Source organism: Fibrivirga algicola, from assembly GCF_011742925.1.
In the GTDB taxonomy this organism is placed as follows: Bacteria; Bacteroidota; Bacteroidia; order Cytophagales; family Spirosomataceae; genus Fibrella; species Fibrella algicola.
This window is the reverse complement of record NZ_WAEL01000006.1, coordinates 350,985-372,501: the sequence shown is the minus strand read 5'-3', so window position 1 is coordinate 372,501 and position 21,517 is coordinate 350,985. Positions and strand designations below refer to the sequence as shown.

The 21,517-nt window shown below is 53.6% G+C and carries 9 protein-coding genes; 5 read left to right on the top strand and 4 right to left on the bottom strand.

Annotated elements, in window-relative coordinates; genetic code table 11:
* The first annotated feature begins 10 nt into the window (after positions 1-10).
* The 5 genes from F7231_RS17750 to F7231_RS17730 all read left to right on the top strand — a co-directional run bounded on the left by F7231_RS17750 (position 11) and on the right by F7231_RS17730 (position 9,591).
* Complete coding sequence (locus F7231_RS17750; protein WP_166692890.1) at positions 11-1,096, top strand: FecR family protein; 1,086 nt, start codon at positions 11-13, stop codon at positions 1,094-1,096.
* Between the two features lie 154 nt (positions 1,097-1,250).
* Positions 1,251-4,589 (top strand): TonB-dependent receptor, encoded by a 3,339-nt coding sequence (locus tag F7231_RS17745; protein WP_208295634.1) that lies wholly within the window; start codon positions 1,251-1,253, stop codon positions 4,587-4,589.
* A gap of 19 nt (positions 4,590-4,608) precedes the next feature.
* Entirely contained in the window at positions 4,609-6,228 is a 1,620-nt protein-coding gene (locus F7231_RS17740; RefSeq protein WP_085411861.1) for a RagB/SusD family nutrient uptake outer membrane protein, read from the top strand.
* Positions 6,229-6,385: 157 nt separating this feature from the next.
* Positions 6,386-8,161, top strand: coding sequence for a hypothetical protein (locus tag F7231_RS17735; protein ID WP_166692889.1), 1,776 nt, complete (start codon positions 6,386-6,388; stop codon positions 8,159-8,161).
* A 134-nt stretch (positions 8,162-8,295) separates the two neighbouring features.
* On the top strand, positions 8,296-9,591 hold the full coding sequence (locus F7231_RS17730; protein WP_229370058.1) for a serine hydrolase: 1,296 nt from the start codon (positions 8,296-8,298) through the stop codon (positions 9,589-9,591).
* A 32-nt stretch (positions 9,592-9,623) separates the two neighbouring features.
* Here F7231_RS17730 and F7231_RS17725 read toward each other — a convergent pair whose 3' ends face one another.
* From F7231_RS17725 to F7231_RS17710, 4 genes are all read right to left on the bottom strand, one after another.
* Positions 9,624-13,007: a VCBS repeat-containing protein gene (locus F7231_RS17725; RefSeq protein WP_166692888.1), complete on the bottom strand. Its 3,384-nt coding sequence runs from the start codon at positions 13,005-13,007 to the stop codon at positions 9,624-9,626.
* A 66-nt stretch (positions 13,008-13,073) separates the two neighbouring features.
* Positions 13,074-16,511 carry a VCBS repeat-containing protein gene (locus F7231_RS17720; protein WP_166692887.1) on the bottom strand — a complete coding sequence of 1,146 codons (3,438 nt, stop codon included), beginning with the start codon at positions 16,509-16,511 and terminating at the stop codon, positions 13,074-13,076.
* A gap of 225 nt (positions 16,512-16,736) precedes the next feature.
* A complete protein-coding gene (locus F7231_RS17715; RefSeq protein WP_166692886.1) occupies positions 16,737-18,293 on the bottom strand; it encodes a RagB/SusD family nutrient uptake outer membrane protein in 1,557 nt (518 codons plus the stop codon).
* 61 nt (positions 18,294-18,354) lie between these two features.
* On the bottom strand, positions 18,355-21,423 hold the full coding sequence (locus tag F7231_RS17710) for a SusC/RagA family TonB-linked outer membrane protein (protein ID WP_085411855.1): 3,069 nt from the start codon (positions 21,421-21,423) through the stop codon (positions 18,355-18,357).
* Positions 21,424-21,517 lie beyond the last annotated feature (94 nt).

Below are 21,517 nucleotides of genomic sequence, written 5' to 3'. Positions count from 1 at the left end.
TTAACGTGCCATGAATCCCGATTACCAGAAGTTTAGTGTTGAAGACTTTGCCCGCGACGAACAGTTTCGGCAATGGGTACTTCATCGGGATCCGCAAAGCGAAGCATTCTGGCAACTCTTTCTGGATGCTCATCCGGAAACAGCCGGAAAAGTGCAGTTAGCCCGGTCGTTTCTCTATGCACTGGAAGAAAAAAATACGGCATTACCCGTCGACGAACTGGCTTACCTCTCCTCGACCATCGTACAGCAGGCTCCAACACCGGTACGTTCGCACTGGACTGGTCGTTTACTGGCTCTGGCGGCATCGGTTGCCCTGGTTCTAGGGCTTGGCTATTTGTGGCTGACCTACCAGGCAGCTACTGACGCACAGGAACGGCTGGCCGAAATCAGTCCAGTGCTGACAGCCAATTATACTGAAGTAGACAATACCCAGCATGTACCCCGGAAAATTACCCTTCAGGATGGCAGCGTAGTGACGCTGTATCCGACCAGTAAACTGCGGTATCCCAATCAGTTTGAAGCTAGTCAGCGCGAGGTATATCTCAGCGGCAAAGCTTTTTTTAGCATTACTAAAAATCCCAAACGTCCATTTTGGGTACATGCTGACCGTATTTCAACGCAAGTGCTGGGTACGTCATTTCTGGTTACTACCCAAGGGAAAAACGCCACCGTCGAAGTCCATTCAGGACGCGTATCGGTCTATACCCGCAAAGACATGCGGCAGGCGCGGAAACTGCAAAAGAACGAGTCAGTTGGCGTAGTACTGACGGCCAATCAACAGGTAGCTTTCATCGAAAAAGAAGATCGGTTAGTAAAATCGGTGGTTCAGCAGCCAATCGTTCTGCAACCGGTTCAGGCCACTGAGTATGTCTTCGACGAAGCGCCTATCAATCAGGTATTCAATCAAATTGAAAAAACGTACGGTTTGTCGGTCATGTACGACCCCGTAACCGTAAAGAGTTGCTACATAACAGCAAATCTGTCTGGCGAGTCACTCTTCGAGAAGCTAAATCTGGTTTGCCGGATCTCCCGATCGACATACGAAATTGTGGATGGACAAATTATTATCCATAGTATGGGATGTGATAATGAGTAGGTATATTTGATTAACCCGGGGTACTGTATTTCATAATTTATTAAAATAATTACAAAAAATACAGTATCCGCCTCAGGCACCCGCTATCCATGGGTAACTACTAACTTACCTCATGGATAAACGCTATACACTACCTCCGTCCTTGATTCGACTCATGAGACTATCGGTTTATCAACTCCTGATCGCTAGTTTATTTGTGAGTACCACCTGGGCTCACCGGGCCAACGGGCAGGAAGTTCTCGATCAGCAGGTGCTGGTTAAGGCGAGCAGCACCAACTTGAAAAGTGCGCTTTTGCAGCTGGAGCGCAACACCAGCGTTCGGTTTATTTACAACCCAAAAGAAATTCAGGCCGATCAGCGGGTAACGCTAAGCAGCCGGTCGGGTAAACTCAAAGATTTTCTGAGCGAACTGCTGACTCCCCTGCGCATTGGCTACGAGGTATCGGGTAAGCAGATCGCTCTGTTTAAAAATCCGGCCACCAGCGGCCATACCGAAACTCCTGGTTCCGCTACTCAATCCGAGACAAAGGCTATTTCTGACCGCTCCATTAACGGTCGGGTAACTGACGGCACTAATGGAAGCGGATTACCGGGCGTTAGCGTCGTGTTGAAAGGGACTCGCCTTGGTACCATCACTGATGGAGAAGGCAGCTACCGGCTCACCATTCCTACCCAGTATGACAACGCCTCGGCAACACTGGTGCTGTCGTTTATTGGCTATACCACGCAGGAAATTGTGGTGGGCAGCCGCACAACAGTCGATGTGGCGCTGGGTGTTGATAATAAGCAGTTAAATGAAGTGGTGGTAGTAGGTTACGGCACGCAGTCGCGGAAGAATCTGACCAGTGCCGTTAACACAATTAAGCCCGAAGAGTTGAACCGGGGCGCTATCAGCGATGTGGGTCAGTTGCTCCAGGGCAAAGTACCGGGCCTCAACATTTCGGCTAATGGTGACCCTAACGCCCCCGCCGCCGTAATCCTTCGCGGGGCGTCTACCATCAACAGTTCGCAGGGTCCGTTTTACGTAATCGATGGGGTGCCCGGAGCCGATATTTCAATCATTGCCCCCGACGATATCGCCTCGATCGATGTGTTGAAAGATGCCGCCGCTACCGCCATTTATGGTAACCGGGCAGCCAACGGCGTGATTATGGTCACCACCAAGCGTGGCAAAAAAGGCCTGGCGCAGATTACCTACAGTGGGTACGTTGGCATGGAGAAGGTTTCCAGCAAGCTGAACATGATGGATGCCACGCAGCTACGAGCTTTCCTTACGGCGAACGGCCAGTCCTTCTCACCTAATGATGACAAAGGCACCAATACCGACTGGCAGGCAGCCGTTCAGCGTAACACGGCTATCTCGCAGAACCACAACATCTCGATCAGCGGCGGTACCGACCATAGCACCTACAGCGCGAGTATCAACTACCTGGATAAGCAGGGCATTTTGCAGGGTAGCTCATTGAATCGGGTCATTGCCCGGCTCGCCGTTGAGCAGATGGCCTTTAATGACAAAGTAAAATTTGGCCTCAACATCACCAACTCGAATAGCAACGCCAACAACACGCCGCTCCGCAACAACGTGTTGCTGCAAATGGTGAACCACCTGCCTGTGTCGCCGGTAACCAACGCCGATGGCACCTATTTCGAGAACTTTCAGAATACGGGCTACTTCAACCCGGTGGCGATGATCAACTACGCCAAAGACAACACGAAGTACAATAACCTCGTTGGCTCGCTATTTACGCAGGTTCAGCTGCCGTTTGGCCTCTCGTATGACCTCAACCTGTCGTACCAGAACAACACGTCGCTGCATGGCGAATCGTATGCTGGCTACTACACGCAATACAACAGTGCCAACTTCTATAATAACCCCGACCCACCACTTGTACACAGCCTACTGAACTTTGGCACCAATGGGTCTGCCCTGCGCAACACCTACCAGACCACGCGCAAGGTGCTGGAGACCTTCTTTACGTGGAACAAAGAATTCGGCGACCATTCGCTCAACGCGGTGCTTGGCTATTCGTGGCAGGGCAACGTATCGGGCGACGGCTTTCAGACATCCAGCACAAACTTCCCCGTCGACAACATCGGGTATAACAACTTTGCGCTGAGCAATCCGTACGCCATCTCAGGATACCGGATCAACTTTGGCCCCGATGGCATCTACCAGGAGACCCGCCTGATTTCTGACTTTGCCCGGTTGAACTATAACTACAAGAACAAGTACCTGGTGCAGGGTTCGATCCGGCACGATGGCAGCTCAGTATTCGGAGAGAACAACCAGTGGGGTTATTTCCCCGCAGTGGGTCTGGCCTGGCGCATCGATCAGGAGAAGTTCATGCAGAACCAGAACCTGTTCAACGACCTGAAATTCCGGGCCAGCTACGGCGTAACGGGTAACTCGTCGGGCTTCAATGCCTACACGGCACAGTTCATTTCAGGGAGCCTGGGTACGTATTACTACAACGGCGTTCAGACAGCGGCGTACGGTCCTACACAAGCGGCCAACCCCAACCTGCAATGGGAGAAAACAGCTACCACCAACTTGGGTCTCGACTTCACCGTGCTGAAAGGAAAACTGAGCGGTACCCTGGAGTGGTATAGCAAGGAAACCACTGGTATGATCTATTCGTACCGGGTGAATCCGGTGCTGGTGCCAGCTGGTAGCATCATTGCCAATGGGGGCAGCATGAGCAACAAAGGTGTCGAGATCAGCCTGAACGCCACACCTGTCCAGGCTGGTAAATTTAGCTGGACCACCGGCCTCAATCTGGCGCACAACAGCAACCGGATCAATAGCCTGACCAACCCCCTATTTGTGGGTGGCGACTCAGTTCGGATCACCCAGCCTGAAGGCGGCGGACAAACCGGCAGTACCCTGCAAATTCTGAAAGCGGGCATGCCGCTGGGCCAGTTCTTTACGCTCGAATACGCCGGCAAGAATGACAAAGGCGTGTCGCAGTACCTGAACCGCAGCGGCGCATTGACCACAACTCCCGTTATTGGTGCCGATTACAAATACCTGGGCAGCCCACAACCTAAGTTGCTGGTTGGCTGGACAAACACCCTGCGCTATGGCAACCTCGATCTGAACGTATTTTTCCGGGGTGTATTTGGCAACAAAATCTTCAATGCCACCCGCGCCGATCTGTTCCGGCCAAGCACCGCCCAGTTCACTAACATTCTGGTCGATGTAGCCGATGAAAAAGCAACCGACGTAAACTCGTTCAAATATTCGAGCCGATTCATCGAAGACGGTAGCTACGTTCGATTGGATAATGCCACGCTGGGCTATACCCTCAGGAATCTGAATCAATACCTCAGAACGGTTCGGGTATATACCTCTGTGAATAATGCGTTTGTGATCACCAACTACAAAGGAATTGACCCTGAGGTAAATCAAGGCGGCCTGGCACCGGGCGTCGACTCAAACAACTTCTATCCCAAAACTCGTACGTTCCTTCTGGGTGTAAACGTGTCATTTTAATCATTAGCCAGGAAAATCAATGAAAAAGCATCTCTCCTTCGGCACGTTACTGGTACTGTTAACTTACCTGTTTTCAGCTTGCCACGACGTCAACGTACCGGTCACCACCTCGCTGACACCCGATATTTTCCCCCAAAACACGTCGCAATTCATTCAGGCATCGGGGCCGCCCTACGCTGCGTTGCGGGGTAACTTCTCACTCGATTACTGGTTCATGCAATCGCTGAGCACCGACGAGGCTATTTTGCCTGCCCGGGGTGGTAACTGGTACGATAACCAGGGCTACCGCATGCTGCACTATCACGACTGGACCAAAGACCACGGCACCACCAACAGCACCTGGAACTGGCTGTCGCTCGTAATCGGCACCACTAATCAGGCCATGTCGATCTTAAATTCAACCATACCGGCCACTACGCCCGGTAAACCAATGAATTTGGCCGAGTTGCGCATGGTGCGTGCTCTAGCTTACTTCATGATGATGGACTTGTACGGCAACGTACCCATCGATACTACCTATGGCGACTTTACCCCCCGCTCTAACGTACCCAGAGCGCAGGTATTTTCGTTTATCGAGCGGGAAGTGAAGGCATCGCTCCCCAACCTAAGCCGGGCATCGGGGCAAGCCATTTATGGCCGCGCCAATAAATTCACGGGGTTTGCGCTGCTGGCTAAAATGTACCTGAACGCCGAGTATTACACCGGCACCCAACGGTATAACGACGCTGTTGTTGCCTGTGACAGCATCATCAACTCCGGGCTGTACTCGATTGAATCCCGGTCTACGTACCTGCAGATGTTCTATCCGAACAATGGCCCACAGATGAAGGAATTCATCTTCGCCATTCCGTACGACCCGGCCGCGGGTGCCCTACCCGGTACTAACAGCAACATGTACCACGCCCGCTACGACGTACCCCGTTCGCATACGAAGCGGTTCGGCCTGCCCTTTACGCCTAGTGCCCCCAGAAGTACGCTACCAGAATTCTACGCCTACTTTAAAGATCCGAACGACATTCGGAACAATCAATGGCTTACCGGTCCCCAATTCCTGGCCGATGGTGTAACGCCGCTAACGGTAACAACGACCAAAAAAGGGTATGATCAGACCTACACAGGTAGCGATGGAGCCGCGCCGTATACCTACCAGGTGAATCTCACGCCCGAAGTGATTCTCCGCCAGGATGTGGCCACGTACGACCTTGGTAATGACGAAATTGCCTGGAATATGGGCTACCGGAACATCAAGTTCTATCCCGATGCGTCGTCGACCTCGCGTAACCAGAACAACGACGTGCCCCTGTTCCGGTATTCAGATATTATTCTGATGAAAGCGGAGGCCATTCTACGCGGTGGCACGGCTACGTTAGGGCAAACGGCATTGTCGCTGGTGAACCAGTTGCGGGTTAATCGTACGACGTCGCCTGCATTGACGAGCGTGAACCTGGAGGATCTATACGCTGAGCGCTGCCGCGAGTTCACCTGGGAAACATGGCACCGCAATGACATGATCCGCTTTGGTAAGTTTGAGGGCAAATGGGGCTTCAAAACCGATGCCAGCGCCTACAGACGCATTTTCCCGATTCCGACAGGTGCCTTCACGGTAAACCCCGCCTTGGTTCAGAATCCGGGCTATTGATTTAATTACCTTGTTGTTACAACGTACCCCCCCCCCTGAAAGAGGCTACTGCGCCGCCGATTACTCTAGCAGCGCAGTAGCCTCTTTCAGGGGGGTGGGGGTACGTTGCAACAACGGTAACTCGGCAAAACCGACAAACAACTCCACTCAACACCCCATGTCTCCACTTTCGAGAGCGCTCTTTCTCAAGCAATGCATCGCCTACGGTACCCTTATCGGCCTTGCCCCTTATGCAACCTTTGCCGCCCCGATTTCCGCAGCCGACGATTTTTACAAGCGAATAGTGGATGCGAACGGTAAAGAGGTCGATAAGCTGATTGATGCCCTTACACCGGAAATCACCAATGTGCGGCGGAGGCTGGGGTTCGACATGGCAAATCTGGCCGCTGCTTACTGCGAACCAACGTCGGGCTATTACCAGAAAAACACGTTGGTACCCTACATGGAGAAGATCGTTCGGGCGTTGATACAGGCACAGCATGAAGACGGCACACTTGATCTGGGCAATCTGGCCTCACCGCCGGATACGGCGTTTATTCTGGAGCCACTCTGCGCCGGTGCAACCATCCTGAGCTCAAACAGTAGCCCCGCACTGTCAAATGTCAAGGCCTCCCTTCGTCAATTCATTACAAAAGCCGGCGAAGCCATGCGCACAGGCGGTATTCATACGCCCAATCACCGCTGGGTCGTGTCGGGCGCGCTGGCGAAAATCAACGCGCTCTACCCAAATCCCGGCTATGTGAAGCGAATTGACGAATGGCTGTCGGAGGGCGTTTACTGCGACAGCGAAGGCAACTACCTGGAGCGAAGCATGATCTACTCAGAAGTAATTGACCGATCGCTGATTACAATGGCCAGCCTACTGAAGCGCCCCAAGTTGCTGGAACCCGTTCGGAGGAACCTAAACCTTGTTTATTACCACACCGAGCCAAACGGCGATCTGGTTTCGTTTGATTCACGGCGGCAGGATCAGTATCAGACCATCAACCTGCTGAATCACCACTATTTCCAGGATTATATGTACATGGCCATTCAGGATAAAAACCCTGAATTTGCCGCCATGGCGGCGTTCATCGCGTCGATGCCCCACTTTGATGAACTCGTTCTGAAAGACCTGCTCCCCTATTACCTCGAAGAGCCTCTGTTTAAGCAGGCAGCCCCCAGTCCGAAGAGCCTGCCGGTAACGTATGAGAAGTTCTTTAAAGCAACAAATCTGGTTCGGATTCGGCGAAACGAGACAACGACAACCCTTTTCGGCGGCACTGACTTCCCCTTGCTCATTGCTTCGGGACGAGCCAACAGCCCAAACATTTTCGCCTTCCGCAAGGGCAAGGCCATTCTGAATTACCTGCGCCTGTCGACGGATTTTTTCAGCACCGGCTACTTCCACAGCGAAGGCATTACAAAGGTGGGCAATAAGTATGTGCTACAACGCACCATCGAAGCCCCTTATTACCAGCCACTACCAGCTCAGTACAAGAAGCCAGACGGTAATTACAAGCACAGCCCAAGCACTGATGGTCGATTCTGGAACAAGATGGATTTCGAGCATCGGCCCAAGAGCAACATCAATAAACTGGCCGTTACAGTTAGCGTTGAGGAGAAAAACGGAACAAACACGTTGGCTTTCAGCGTGACGGGTATTACAGGCGTACGAGTAGTAATTGAGTTGTGCTTCAACGAAGGCGGTCGCTTGACGGGCGTAAAAAAACTCGACGATGGCACCGACAACTACGCGCTGGAAAGCGGTACTGGTGAGTACAAAGCAGGGGGCGATTCGATTAATTTTGGTCCGGGTACGTTCCAACACACCAAGCTTACCGGCCTTGAAGGTGAACTGTATGCCACGCATTTCGGCACTTTACGCACGCCCGGCCTTCACGTCTATATGACCGGCCTTACTCCCTTCACCCACACGATAACGATTGGGTAAGGCGGATTACGGCTATTTCTTCCGTGTATGGCTTCGTGCTCTATTCGATAGGCTCAAGGTGGCAAGCACGAAGCCATACGTACGCGAAGCGCCGGCGATGTCAATCGTATTCAAAATTTGCGTTAGTTCGGGGTATGCGCCTTCCCGTCAACTCATTCGTCTGCCTCCTGTTTATCTTGTTCGCCTGGCCCATTTATGGTCAGCCCCGCACAGATACGTACCTGACCAACCTGCTTAAAACAAACAAAAACTCCGTTTTTCGGCAGGTGATGCAGCAGCCCGATGAGTACCGGGTGCAGATCATTTACACGCAGATCAACCGCGACAAAGCCAATCGTCCTTCGTTTACCAACTACTATTTCCGCGTCGACAGCACCGAGTATGTCAACCCCGCCTCGACGGTAAAGCTGCCGCTGGCGTTGCTGTCGCTGGAAAAGCTAAACGACCTGAAAAACCCTAAGCTGACTAAGTATACGGCCATGCAGTTCGACAGTGCCTTTAGTGGGCAGACGAAAGAATGGCACGACAAAACCGCCGAAACGGGCTATCCGTCGGTGGCGCACCTCATCCGAAAAGCATTTCTGGTCAGCGAAAACGATCCCTACAGTCGCATGTACGAGTTCGTGGGACAGCAACAGATCAACCGATCGCTGCACGCCAAGGGCTATCCTGACACCCGTATTACGCACCGCTTTGTGCGGATGAGCCCCGAGGAAAACCGCCATACCAACCCCGTTCGGTTCATCGACAAAGCCGGTTCGCTGCTCTACGCCCAACCCGCCGCTTACAACACCGATCCGTTTGCTTCTCGCCGCAAAGACTACCTGGGTAAAGGCTATTACATCCGCGACAGCCTGGTCAACCAGCCGTTTGATTTCACCATGCGCAACAAACTACCACTCGAGTCGCTGCAACAGATCCTGCAATCGACGCTGTTTCCCGAGTCGGTACCGGCCAAACAGCGGTTCAACCTCACGGCCGATGATTACTCCTTCTTGTATCAGTACCTGTCGCAGGCCCCTGGGGAGACGAACTACCCGAAGTATGATGGGCAGACGTTCTACGATAGCTACGCCAAGTTCTTCTTCCGCGACAGCCTGCGCCGCCTCCCCGACGGTGTGCGTGTATTTAATAAAGTGGGGTGGGCTTACGGCTTCCTGACCGATGCATCGTACGTCGCCGACTTTAGAAACAAGGTCGAGTACATGCTTACCGCCGTGATTTACGTCAACAGCGACGGAATCCTGAACGACGACAAATACGAGTACAAAAGCGTTGGCTGGCCCTTCCTGTACCAGTTGGGACAAACCATTCACCAGCACGAACTTAGCCGTAAGCGTACCTACAAACCAGACTTAAGCCGTTTCAACGTTCGCTACGAAAAGCGTGTCAATGATAGGCGGCCAACAGTGAAGGAGGTGGATAACTAGGGCATTTGAGCTTTACCCGCAACGGCATCACTCTACTTCCTGACCCGAAACGTCTGCACCCGTCCTCCGTTTCTTCCGACCAGCACGAATGGCGTTGTGCGGCTCTGCGCCAGTGCAATGGAACGAATTTCGCCGTTTAGGACAAAACCGGTATCGTAGGGCGACGGCGCCGTGAATTGGCCGCGGTTGTTGTACAGAATAAAGCCACTACTGGCATCGTAGCGCCCTTGATACGTACCTACTCCATAGAAATTACCTCCACCTAGCACATCCAGATCACCGTCGCCGTCAACGTCGAAAGGAGTTAAGGCAAACACCTTTGAGAACTGCGCTAACAGGGGCAGAAGGCGTACCTCGAAGGTAGGCGTCTCTCCCGATTTCCCCGTATTTTCGAGGTATACGGACGCGAACTGATCAATCGTGCGTTCATCGGCGTCGGCTAGTTCGGCGGGCGTAAACAGGTCAGCAATCGGTTTCCCGGCCATACTGCCATAGGTTACATACCGCTTGTTGATGATACCCGGCATTTGCTTTCCCAGTTCATCTTTTGTGGCGGTCGGAAACCAATCGTCGGTATTGCCGGGGCGTTTGTAGGCCAGTACCTGATCGGTGGTTTGATTGCCGTCGATGTCTTTTACCCACATACGTACCTGGCCGTCCTGCCCTTTCCGAAATTTGGTGTTTAGGCCCATGTTACCAACCATCAGATCCGTATCTCCGTCTTTATCAAAATCGGAGGCGGTCAAACACTGCCAGAACCCGCGCATTGGTACGTCGCCAAACAGCCCATCGGTCTCCGTTAGGGCTCCTTTCTGGTTCAGAAATACGCGCGGAGCCATCCAATCACCCACCACAACCAGATCGGGCTGACGGTCGTTGTTCAGATCGGCCCATACCGCGTCGGTGATCATGCCCGCCTGACGCAGACCGGGCGCGCGTTGATCAGTTTCGATGGAGAAACGGCCCCGCCCATTGTTAATCAGCAGGTATGAATCGGGCGTCTGGCCATAATGATTGGCCAACACACGCCCGCCTACGAACAAATCCAGATCACCGTCGGCATCCAGGTCGGCCGCACGAACACAGCTTTTATTGCCTGACAACTGAGGCAACCCTACCGCCCGGCTGAATTTTCCGCCCTCGTTAAGGTATAACCGGTCTGCTAAAGGTGGGTCGTTCTTTGAAAATTCATTACCGCCCGACACCACGTATAGATCCAGGTCACGGTCACCATCGGCATCAAAGAAAAGCGCATCCACATCTTCCGCTACCGAGTCGGCCGCAATGGCGGGTTGGAGACTGGCCCCAAACAGACCTGACGGCATTTGTAGCAACAACGTACCTGGCTGGTCGCGCGCGCCACCAGCATACACGTCGTCGAGTCCATCGCCATTTACGTCACCGACCGCTAAACGTGGCCCTTCTGTCGACATTTTAACCGGCATCAGCGACTCACGCGCAAAGTCAAGGTAGCGGACATTCTCCCGATGACGATACGGAACCAGCGCAGAGTCAGCCTCGGTGAACTGTCGGCTAGCCGATGACCGGGCAATGACATAGTGGCGGCCGTCGAGTTTGCCGTCGGCCTGTTTCAACACCAACTGCTGATTGGCAGCTATGTTGGTGCGCACTTCCATTTGTCCGGTAGGCCAGATAACAACCAGCGAATCGATCTTCTTCCGAACGCCTAAGCCAAAATTTAGCCGCGGCTCAACCGACGACTGAAACCCCCGCGTAGGCATGAGTTGCTGCACCTGTAGGCTGTCGCCACCCTGACCATAGCGCAGAATCACCTTTGCGCCCACACCGGCGGTATTGGCTCCGTCTCCCTGCAATTGCACATTCAGGTACGTATGACCGGGGAAAATCGTATTGGTTAGATTCAGGTAAACTCCTGCCGGTTCGTTTAAATTATTGGTCACCAGGTCTAAATCACCATCATTATCGAGGTCAGCATAGGCAGCCCCACTAGCGCAGTTTGGTGTCTCGAAACCCCAGGCCAACGACTTGTCCTGAAATTGTAACGCAGCTGTGCCCCGGTAGAGGTAGTTGTGGACCTTACCCTCCGGCATAATCTGTATCGTTTTCTGCAACGCCTCGGCCGACGTGCCTATTGCCGCCTGTACCGAATCGTTCGACACATATTTGACATAATCCAGGTCGTTGGGGCGTCGAACAATGCCGTTGGCGATGAACAGGTCGGTCTGGCCGTCAAGATCATAATCGGCCAGTAAGGGCGACCAGCTCCAGTCAGTGGCAGCCACTCCCGCCAGGGCAGCTACCTCGGCAAAGCGCTGCCCGCTCTGGTTTAATTGCAGGCAATTCCGGCTATACTGGTTCATATAGCCATACGCCAGTTTGTACGTGTAAATATCGAGCGGATCTTCTCCCGCCGACGATTTTTCCACGGTTTCAGCGTCTGGGTACATGTCGAGCGTCACCAGATCGGTAAACCCATCGTGATTCACGTCGGCAGCATCATTGCCCATCGAAAAACGGCTTGTGTGCGCCAGCTGTTGCGGAGCTACGTTGTCGAAACCGCCACGGTGGTTGTTCAGATACAAGTAATCGTCTTCGTGGAAATCGTTGGAGACGTAAATATCCTCCCAACCGTCGTTGTTCATATCGGCCACGGCTACCCCCAATCCATAGCCCATTGGCGCCTGGAAGATACCCGCCTTCGCCGAGACATCGATGAACGGTTTTCCGCCCCCCTGATTCTCAAAAAGAAAATCCCCTGCCAGCGAGTCGGCCTGGTCGCGGGCGGTGACTTTATCGAACGAGCGAACGGAATGCACCGCATGATTGAGCAGGAAACAATCGAGGTCGCCGTCGTGGTCGTAATCAAAGAATGCAGCCTGGGTAGAGAAACCGGCGAAAGCCAGCCCGTAGGCCTCGGCCGCTTCGGTAAAGGTGATTCCTTCAGGACCAGCTCCGTTGTTGATGTATAGTTCGTTACGGCCCTTCGTGGGTACGTTGCTGCCTCCTTTGAAGCCGCTGACCGCACACACATAAATATCGAGGAGCCCATCGCCATTCACATCAACCATCGTGGTTCCGGTTTGCCAATCGGCCTTACCCGTCACGCGCGCAGTGCTGGATATCTCCTGAAAACGCACCGGACTTCCCGGTTTCGTCTGGTTCAGGTAGAGTTTGTTCGGTCCCTGATTCGAGACAAAATACAGATCGGTCAGGCCGTCGTTGTTGATATCACCCGCCGACACGCCTGCTCCGTTGTAGAAATAGAGGTAATCGATGATGTTGAGCTGCGGCGTATCGGTGAGGCGATTGACGAAGTTGATACCCGTTTTTGTTGAATCAAGCGTTTCGAACAGCCGTGGTTCGTCCGGCGTGTTTTTACAACTCCAGCAGACGGAGAGGAGAAGCAGGCAAAAAATATATGGTATACGTTTCAAGGAATTGACAGATAGTCCGTCAGCAAACGCAGACGGCAAGCGTGAAAAATCCCGCGGGGGGTGCTGTTAATTACCGGTTGCTTTGGCTGACGACTTGCCAGCAAATGATTCCATTCTAAATGCCCGCAGTGGGCCATCGCACTGGCCAATCAGCACGAACGTACCTACACGTTTAATGTCGCGAATGTCGCCGTTAACGAAGAGGCCGGTTTTGGTCATGGGCACCGTTTCGAACTGGAACGCGCCTTTGTTCCGCAAAACCAGTCCATGGTTGGCATCCACTTTACCCAATCGCAAGCGAAGCTTCGAGTTGTTGCCCATCAAGACCAGATCTTTTTTACCGTCATGGTCCAGGTCATCGGCCAGAATGGCACAAACGGGTGCATATTGGGCCGAGGCAGGCAGGCTATGCGGCACCAACTCCCCATTCCGGTTCTCCAGCACGAGGGTACGTGTCTCGTTGATCTCGCGTTTCTGAGCCCGTTCCAGCACCGATGGGTCAAAGAACTGGTCGAGTGTAGCCGTGGAGTACGACGCGTAGGTTTGAAATGTCCGCCGCAGGCTCGTCACCTGATCACCAATCTCATCGCGGGTATGGGCTGGGTACGGCTTTCCCTGAATGTAGTACGTCATGAAGCAATCGAGTACGCCGTTCTGGTCAAAATCTTCGTAGACCAGCGACGCGGGCTCGGCAGAGGTGGCCCGAAACTGCGTATTCTGACCGATGTTGCCCACAATCAGGTCGTCATCGCCGTCGCCGTCAAGATCAGCCTTCTCAATCCGGTTCCACCAGCCTGACAACGACTGGATGGGTGAAGTGGTAAAGGAACGATCATGCTTATTAACAAGTACGGTTACCGGCATCCATTCACCTACGACAACCAAATCGGGCCAGCCATCGTGGTCTACGTCAGTCGCGGTGGCATCCGTCACCAGTCCCAGTTGACCCAGTGATTTAGGCGTAAAGTGGGCGCGTCCATCGTTGATCAGTAGCCTGCTCTCCTCCAGCAGCGGGAACCGGTTTGGCCGTACGTACCCACCCACAAACAAGTCGAGGTCACCGTCACGGTCAACATCGATGACTGTCACACATGAGCCGTTGATCTTGTCGTCGGGCAAGGCGGCTGGCACCAGCTTACCGGCTTCGTTGAGCCATAACTGATCGGGCAATACAGTTAGATCAGACAGGTTATAACCACCATTTACCACAAACAAATCAGGCCGTTTATCACCGTTGAAATCAGCCAGCACGGCATCAGCGTTTTTGCGGGGTGCAGTGCCGGAAGGCTGTAGCAGGGTGCCCGGCGTAAACGGGTTGTTCGCTTCCTGCCCTACCTCAGCCGACCCGTTGGACCGCCCAAGCAACAATGTACCTGGCTTTTCAGGTGTGCCGCACACGTACGCGTCGGGTAATCCATCACCGTTTACATCGCCCACTGCCAGGCGCGGACCTGAATACGAGTATTGCATCGGTAACATCAACTGCCGCTCAAAATCGTTGACCGGCGCGATGGCGTGGGTGTATCCAGCAGGAGTCGATACCGCTTGCAGCAGCGTAGCTTCGGGATACCGGACTTGTTGGCCGTCACCCATCGAGCGTTGCCCTGGTCGATGGGTGACAATCAACGTCTGGTCAGGACCGGGGCCGGGTACGTTGTCAATCTGTCCGTCGGGCCAACGTACCTGAACGGTTACGGTTTTTCCGCCATCAGGAAGGCCAAATAGGAGTGCGTCATGGCTGGCCGACAGGTAGCCGCGCGTAGGGTAGTTCTCCTGAGTCTGTAGTTGATTGCCACCCTGCGATACCGTTACCGTTGCGCCAACACCAAATGGATTACTGGCAGAACCTTTCAGTTTTATTTTCAGGAAATGACCTTCCTGCTGATCGCGTTGCGTGTTCCGGTACATACGAGCCGGTTCATTCAGGTTATTCGTAACCAGATCCAGATCGCCGTCATTATCCAGATCGGCGTAGGCACAGCCATTTGAGCGGGTGTTTTCGTCGAAGCCCCATTCTTTCTGCCGATTCTGAAACGCAATACTGTCGGGCTGGAGGCCGCTAACGTTCCGAAAGATGTAGTTTTTGGTCGGCGTCGACGGCATTTGCTTTAGCTGATCGAGCATCGACGTACCCCGCTGCATCTGCTCCTGATCGCTGAGGTATTTAGTAAAGTCGGCGTTGGTGAGGTCGCGCCCCAGGCCATTGCTGACGAACAGGTCTTTACGGCCATCCAGATCGAAATCGGCCAACAGCGCGCCCCAACTCCAGTCGGTAGCAGCCACACCCGCCAGTTGGCCTACCTCAGCGAAGTGACCCGAACCAGACGACGTTTGCTGATTGATCTGTAGCATGTTACGCATATTCTGGTGCCAGAATCCGTTGTTCAGCTGCGCCTGATACACCTGCCAGTTGTCGGGCCAGATCAGCAACTTCTGCCGGGCGTTGTCTTCCGGCAGCATATCGAGCGTGAAAATGTCGGGCAGCGCATCGTTGTTTACGTCGGCAATATCGACGCCCATCGCCGAGTACGATGTATGGCCAATCCGCTCGCGAAGCTCATCACGGAAGGCAGCGCCGGCCGCGTTTTTACCACGCTGATTAATGTACAGGTAGTCGTCTTCCACGAAGTCGTTGGCCACATACACGTCGGGCCAACCATCGCCATTGGCATCGGTTACTGACACACCCAGGCCAAACCCCAGCGGATTTCCCTTGATACCTTCCTGTTCGCTTACGTCGACAAAGAGTGACGCCCCCCAGGCAGAGTTTAACCTTGTCGAATCGCCCGCCTGCTCGCTGCTTCTTTCACTCGTTAAATTTTTAAACAGCTTATCGCCCGCGTTGTTATCGCGTTCGGCGCGCATGACGGCGGCTTCTTTACGCTGGTAATTTTTTAGATTATGGTTGATCAGGAAACAGTCGAGGTCGCCGTCGAGATCGTAGTCGAAGAAGTTGGCCTGTACCGAATAACCCGAATCGGCCAGGCCGTATTCGGCGGCGCGTTCGGTAAACGTGGGTACGTTGTTCGGGCCGTTATGGTTGTTAATAAACAGTTGGTTGCGTCGTAGCGAGTCGGGGCGCATGCCCGAGTAGCAGACGTAAATATCGAGCCAGCCATCAGCATTTACATCAGCCAGGGTCACACCCGTTTTCCAACCACCCACTCGCCCGGCTACGCCTGCTTTCTCGGTAATGTCAGTAAATTTCAGTGGGGCAGCCGTTGCCGATGTTGTGGTGTCTCCTTGGTTCAGAAAGAGTTTGTTCGGCACCTGATTCCCGGTAAAATAGAGGTCAACGCGGCCGTCATTATTGAGGTCACCTGCGGCAACACCAGCACCGTTGTAGAAGTACTCGAACGCCAGGATATTCTCTTGTTCGGTTTCCTGCAACATGTTGGCAAACGACAGTCCAGTCTGTGCCGGATCGGTTTTTTCGAACAGCGTAGACTCGTTTTGGCAACTGAGGCAAGTACAAATGATTAGTAGTAATACGGCAGGTTTCATAGGTACGTAAAGATAATGGGCGAACGGCAGATCTGTAGGGGCCGCTTCCCGCCAAATCGGTCACGTCACCCCTACAACAGTTCTACCCGTCACAATCAGGCTTTTACGCAAAGAAGACCGCTACTGGCTTGTAACGGTCTTCTTTGCGTAAATTGCCAACGTATAGCTGGTTATCCTAAAAGCCAACAGCAGGCGGGCCCTGTGGCCCGCCCCCACGTTTTACCATTAGTACCCAATATTTTGTTTCAGGTTCGGGTTGGTGTCCAGAGCCTGTTGCGGAATTGGGTATACAGCGCGGTAATCAGGTGTAACAGCTGGTTTCTGGTCGAACGGACGGGTAAATGTGCCAAAACGGATCATATCGTTCCGGCGCCAGCCTTCCCAGTACAATTCACGACCACGCTCGGCCAGGAGGTTATCGAGCGTAACCGATCCCAGCGATGGCACGCCTCGCGTAGCCCGCAGTTGGTTAACCAATGTGGCCGCCGTAGCACCGCTGGTAGCCGTTCCTCCCCGCAAAATAGCCTCTGCCTTCATCAAGAGCACATCGGCATACCGGAAGAACACATAGTCATTGCCCGGGTTGTCGGGACGAACGGGGTCAATCGGGTATTTGATAACCCGAATACCGTTCGACTCACCCGCATACAGCAGGTTCAGATCGGGCGTAAAGTTGAGTGGGTTACCGGCCCGATCGGTCAACTGACGACCGTTCTTATCGGTTTGCACACCAGTCAGAAAACCAGCCCGAATGCCCGTCGAATCGGTCATGCCCGGAATGGACGCTCCCCGGCGCTGATCGGCCGCTTCAAAGCTGTTGTAAAAATCAGACAGCGTTGTGAAACCGTTCCAGCCACCACCAAATCCCTGGTTGTAGTGCATCGTCATCCGATACCGGTTCTGTACACTTCCCGTGGCAGCCCCCCGCTCGTTTTGAATCACGAAAATCAATTCGTTCGAGAGGGTCGTATTGTTCCAGTGGAAGTTATCGAAATACTGACCAGCAGGCTCCAGCGAGTAATTGCCTCCCGCAATAATGGCATCGCAGTTGGCGATCACCTGGTTCATATCGGCAGGCGCGAACGTAAACGGACCAGCGGGCGTCTGCGGATTGTTGGCAAACACCGCCCGGTTCAGGTACACCTTCGCCATCAGGAAACGAGCGGCATCGCGCGTAGCCCGGCCCGGCGACTTGGTAGCCGGCAGGTTGGTAATAGCGTAAGTCAGATCGTCGATAATAAACTGTGTGGCTTCAGTACGGCTCAATACGCGTGGGTTTGTATCAAAGCTATCGGTAGCCTCCCGGAAGGGAACCTGACCGTAGAGGTCCACGATATTGAACATGAAGAACGCACGCAGGAAACGGGCCTGTGCCTGCACCGACGTGTTGTTGGCCGTTGCGGCAGCAGCAGCAACCTCTGTGGTACGGAACAAACCGGTATTTAGTTGGTTCCAGGCACCAATGATCTGGTTGTGCGTCGCATCCCAGGTGTGCTGGTGCAACCGGCGCCAGGTACCAAAGTCGTCCCAGTCAGTACCCCGTGTTGGCCCCATCATCTCATCCGATGAGTGTTCTTCCATAGCGTACGTATTGGCCTGGTCCGTCAGGGGATTTAATTGCTGGTAAGCGCCATTGAGCAGTTGCTCTAAATTGGCCGATGCGCCCCCGGTTTCAATCGTAGTAGGCCGGTCCAGCACACGGTCCTGTAGGTTCGTGCAGCCAGCCGAAGCAACCAGTAGAGCACTGGCCGCAAGGAGGGGAAATTTAAGTCTTGTGTTCATTGAATTGAATAACGTTAAACGACAACCGATTCCGGGTAAGCAGATCGGGTCTTTGAGTAGCTTAGAAACTGGCGCTTAGCCCCAGCGTTACGGTACGGGCCGATGGGAACGACGTGTAGTCGATACCCAGCGAAGGCACACCGTCGAGCGTTTTGTTAGTGTTCACCTCCGGATCGATACCCGTGTAGCCAGTCAGCAGCAACAGGTTTTGCCCCGTAAGCGATACACGCAGGTTACGCACACCCGCTGTAGCTGGCAGGTTGATTCCGCGGCTCAGCACAACGTTTGACAGGCGAACAAAATCCCCTTTCTCAAGAAAGCGCGTCGATACGACGGGTGGGTTCAGGCGGTTTTCACCGTTGGTCACCACGTCGCGCGTCACGTTACGGCCAATACCCAGGTTGCCCTTCACGAAAATGGCGTTCTTGGTGTTGTTGTAGAGGTAGTTACCGCCCGCACCCGTAATAAACAGATTCAAGCCCCAGCCCTTGTACGCCAGGTTGTTGGTCAGACCGAAGTTATAGGTCGGAATAGCCGAGCCAACATAAGCCAGTTGCAGCGTCGGGTCGGTGTACGTACCAAAACCCTGCGCATCGAACCCGGTGAAGGTTGGCATAAAGAACGAGAACAGCGGACGGCCACCCACGATACGTTGCGCATAAGCACCCGACAGACCTTGTCCGTTGATAGCGCCCGCATTGTATAGACCTGTGAAGTCAGATACCTGATTTTTGATGAAGGTGGCATTGGCCGATACATCCCAGGTAAAATCACCACCACGCACTACGTCATAGTTCACGGCCAGCTCTACCCCCCGGTTACTTACATTGGCGGGCAGGTTGATCCAGCGGGCACGGGCAGGTGCAGGGGCAGCATACAAAGCTTCGAACAGCAGATCGGTCGTGTTCTTATCAAAATAATCGATCGTTGCTGTCAAACGGCCGTCCAGGAATCCCAGGTCGAAACCGGCGCCAAACTGACGGGTCTGCTCCCAGCGCAGGTTCGGGTTGTCGACCAGATCGCGGCTGGTAGCGTTGTTGTTGGCATCGTAGGCATAACGCACATTGGTGATATTGGCCGGAAACTCCTGGTTGCCGGTGATACCGTAGTTAGCCCGGAACTTGATGTCGACGCCTTTGCCTTTCAGGAATTCCTCTTCTGATATTTTCCAGCCAGCGGCAAACGAAGGGAACGTACCGTACTTATTCTGTGGGCCAAACTTCGACGAGCCGTCAACCCGAACGGTTGCCGTCAGCAGGTACTTGTCATTGATGTTGTAGTTTACCCGACCGAAGTACGACTGCAGTTCGCTCTCGAGCAAATCAGAACCCGCCTCAAACGCTTTGTTCTGGCCTGAGTTGTTTACCCCCGTGATGTTATTGGCATAAGGGAATACAGCCGTTGGCTGAAACAGCTGTGCCTGAACGTAGCTGCCTTTGCTCTGGAACTTCTGATAGGCAAAACCCAGTAATGCGTCGAACGCACCGGGACCTAATTTCCGATTATATGACAGGGTGTGCTCGAGCAATTGGCTATTCCGTGACCGGTTTTGAATAACGGCACGACCCGCATTCTGAGCGATTGATTCGCCAAAGCCAGGCAGGTTGCGCTGGATCGACGTGCGACGCTCCGAAACAGAGTTATCCAGGCCTACGTTGAGTTTGTACGACAGCCCTTCGATGATCCGCCATGTGGCACTAACATTACCCAGCGTGCGGCTCGTGTTGCCCACATCATCGATTCCGTTAAGCAGCGAAACCGGGTTACGGAAGGCAACCCCATTGGGCACGCCCGCTTCTGAGTAGCCATCTGGGTTGTAATACCGTCCCTGTGTGTCGTACACGGGGTACGTTGGGTTAGCCTGAATAGCGGCTCCGATCAAATTACCCTGATAGCCTGCATTGTCGCCGTTCGGGATGTAGATATCGCGAACACCCGCTGTCGTCAACTGCATATCGATCGTTACTTTGTCGTTGAACAGTTCGTGCGACGCGTTGATACGACCGGTCAGGCGGCGAAGACCCGCCTTTTTGATGATACCTTGCTGATCTGAATAGCCCAGAGAGAAGTTGTAGCGAGTGTCGTCATTTCCACCGCCATAGCTAAGGTTGTAGTTCTGCGATACGCCCGTCTGGAAAATCTGATCCTGCCAGTTGGTATTGGCTCCTGCGTTGTTAATGGGTGTTACCGCCACACCAGCGCCCTGCAATGCCGCCGGATACTCTGACGCCGACAACAAATCGTACCGTTTCAGGGGTGAGCTGATGCTCGTATTGGCCGAAATATTCAGCGTCCGTTGCCCTGCTTTGCCTTTACGGGTTGTGATCAGTACAACACCGTTGGCACCCCGTGCGCCGTAGATAGCTGCCGAGGAAGCATCTTTCAGCACTGAAATATTCTCGATGTCGTCTGGATTCAAAAACGTGAGCGGGTTACGGGCCGATTGTGTACCCGTACCGAAATCACGTCCACCGTCTGATACGTCACCTCCGTCGAGTGGTACACCATCGACTACGTAGAGCGGGTTGTTATTTGATCGGATCGACGTTGTACCCCGGATACGGATGTTGACTCCCGCACCAGGTTCGCCACTCGCCGGCGTGATCTGAATACCAGCCGCCCGGCCCTGAAGCAGTTGTTCGGGCGTAGCAATCACCCCCTTGTTGAAATCCTTCGTACCTACCGAAACGACGGAGCCCGTCGCGTCTTTTACCCGTTGGGTGCCGTAACCTACCACCACTACTTCGCTCAGCGTTTTGTTGTCTTCAGCAAGCGTTATGTCTATCGTTTGGCGGTTGCCTACTGTCACCTCCTGCGTTACGTACCCAATTGAGCTGAACACGAGTACTGATGTTGGTCCAACACCGGTCACTCTGAACTTACCGTCGGCGTCGGTGGTAGCGCCCCGTGTCTGGCCTTTGACCTGAACAGTTACACCGGGTAACCCGATACTACCGCCAGATTCTGTTACCTTTCCGGTAACAGCTACCTCCTGCGCATAGGATAGAGAGATCGTTAATAGCAGCGTCAGCGTGAGAACTGCTTTCCATAGGTTCGCGAACCTATTGCCCACCAGCAAATGGCTGGTAACAACGGCCCGACCTACTGTTGAGTAGGGTTTGTCGTTCATAAATGATTGACTTGTTAAAAATGGTTACTGACCACTTTTCATCGTCTCGCCCTATAGGCAAACAAACGAAATCAACCGAACAACAATGACGTTG

Bases quoted from the DNA above. Each gene is read 5' to 3' on its own strand.
- F7231_RS17750 (WP_166692890.1), top strand. From the start codon at position 11: ATGAATCCCGATTACCAGAAGTTTAGTGTTGAAGACTTTGCCCGCGAC.
- F7231_RS17745 (WP_208295634.1), top strand. From the start codon at position 1,251: ATGAGACTATCGGTTTATCAACTCCTGATCGCTAGTTTATTTGTGAGT.
- F7231_RS17740 (WP_085411861.1), top strand. From the start codon at position 4,609: ATGAAAAAGCATCTCTCCTTCGGCACGTTACTGGTACTGTTAACTTAC.
- F7231_RS17735 (WP_166692889.1), top strand. From the start codon at position 6,386: ATGTCTCCACTTTCGAGAGCGCTCTTTCTCAAGCAATGCATCGCCTAC.
- F7231_RS17730 (WP_229370058.1), top strand. From the start codon at position 8,296: ATGCGCCTTCCCGTCAACTCATTCGTCTGCCTCCTGTTTATCTTGTTC.
- F7231_RS17720 (WP_166692887.1), bottom strand. From the start codon at position 16,511: ATGAAACCTGCCGTATTACTACTAATCATTTGTACTTGCCTCAGTTGC.
- F7231_RS17715 (WP_166692886.1), bottom strand. From the start codon at position 18,293: ATGAACACAAGACTTAAATTTCCCCTCCTTGCGGCCAGTGCTCTACTG.
- F7231_RS17710 (WP_085411855.1), bottom strand. From the start codon at position 21,423: ATGAACGACAAACCCTACTCAACAGTAGGTCGGGCCGTTGTTACCAGC.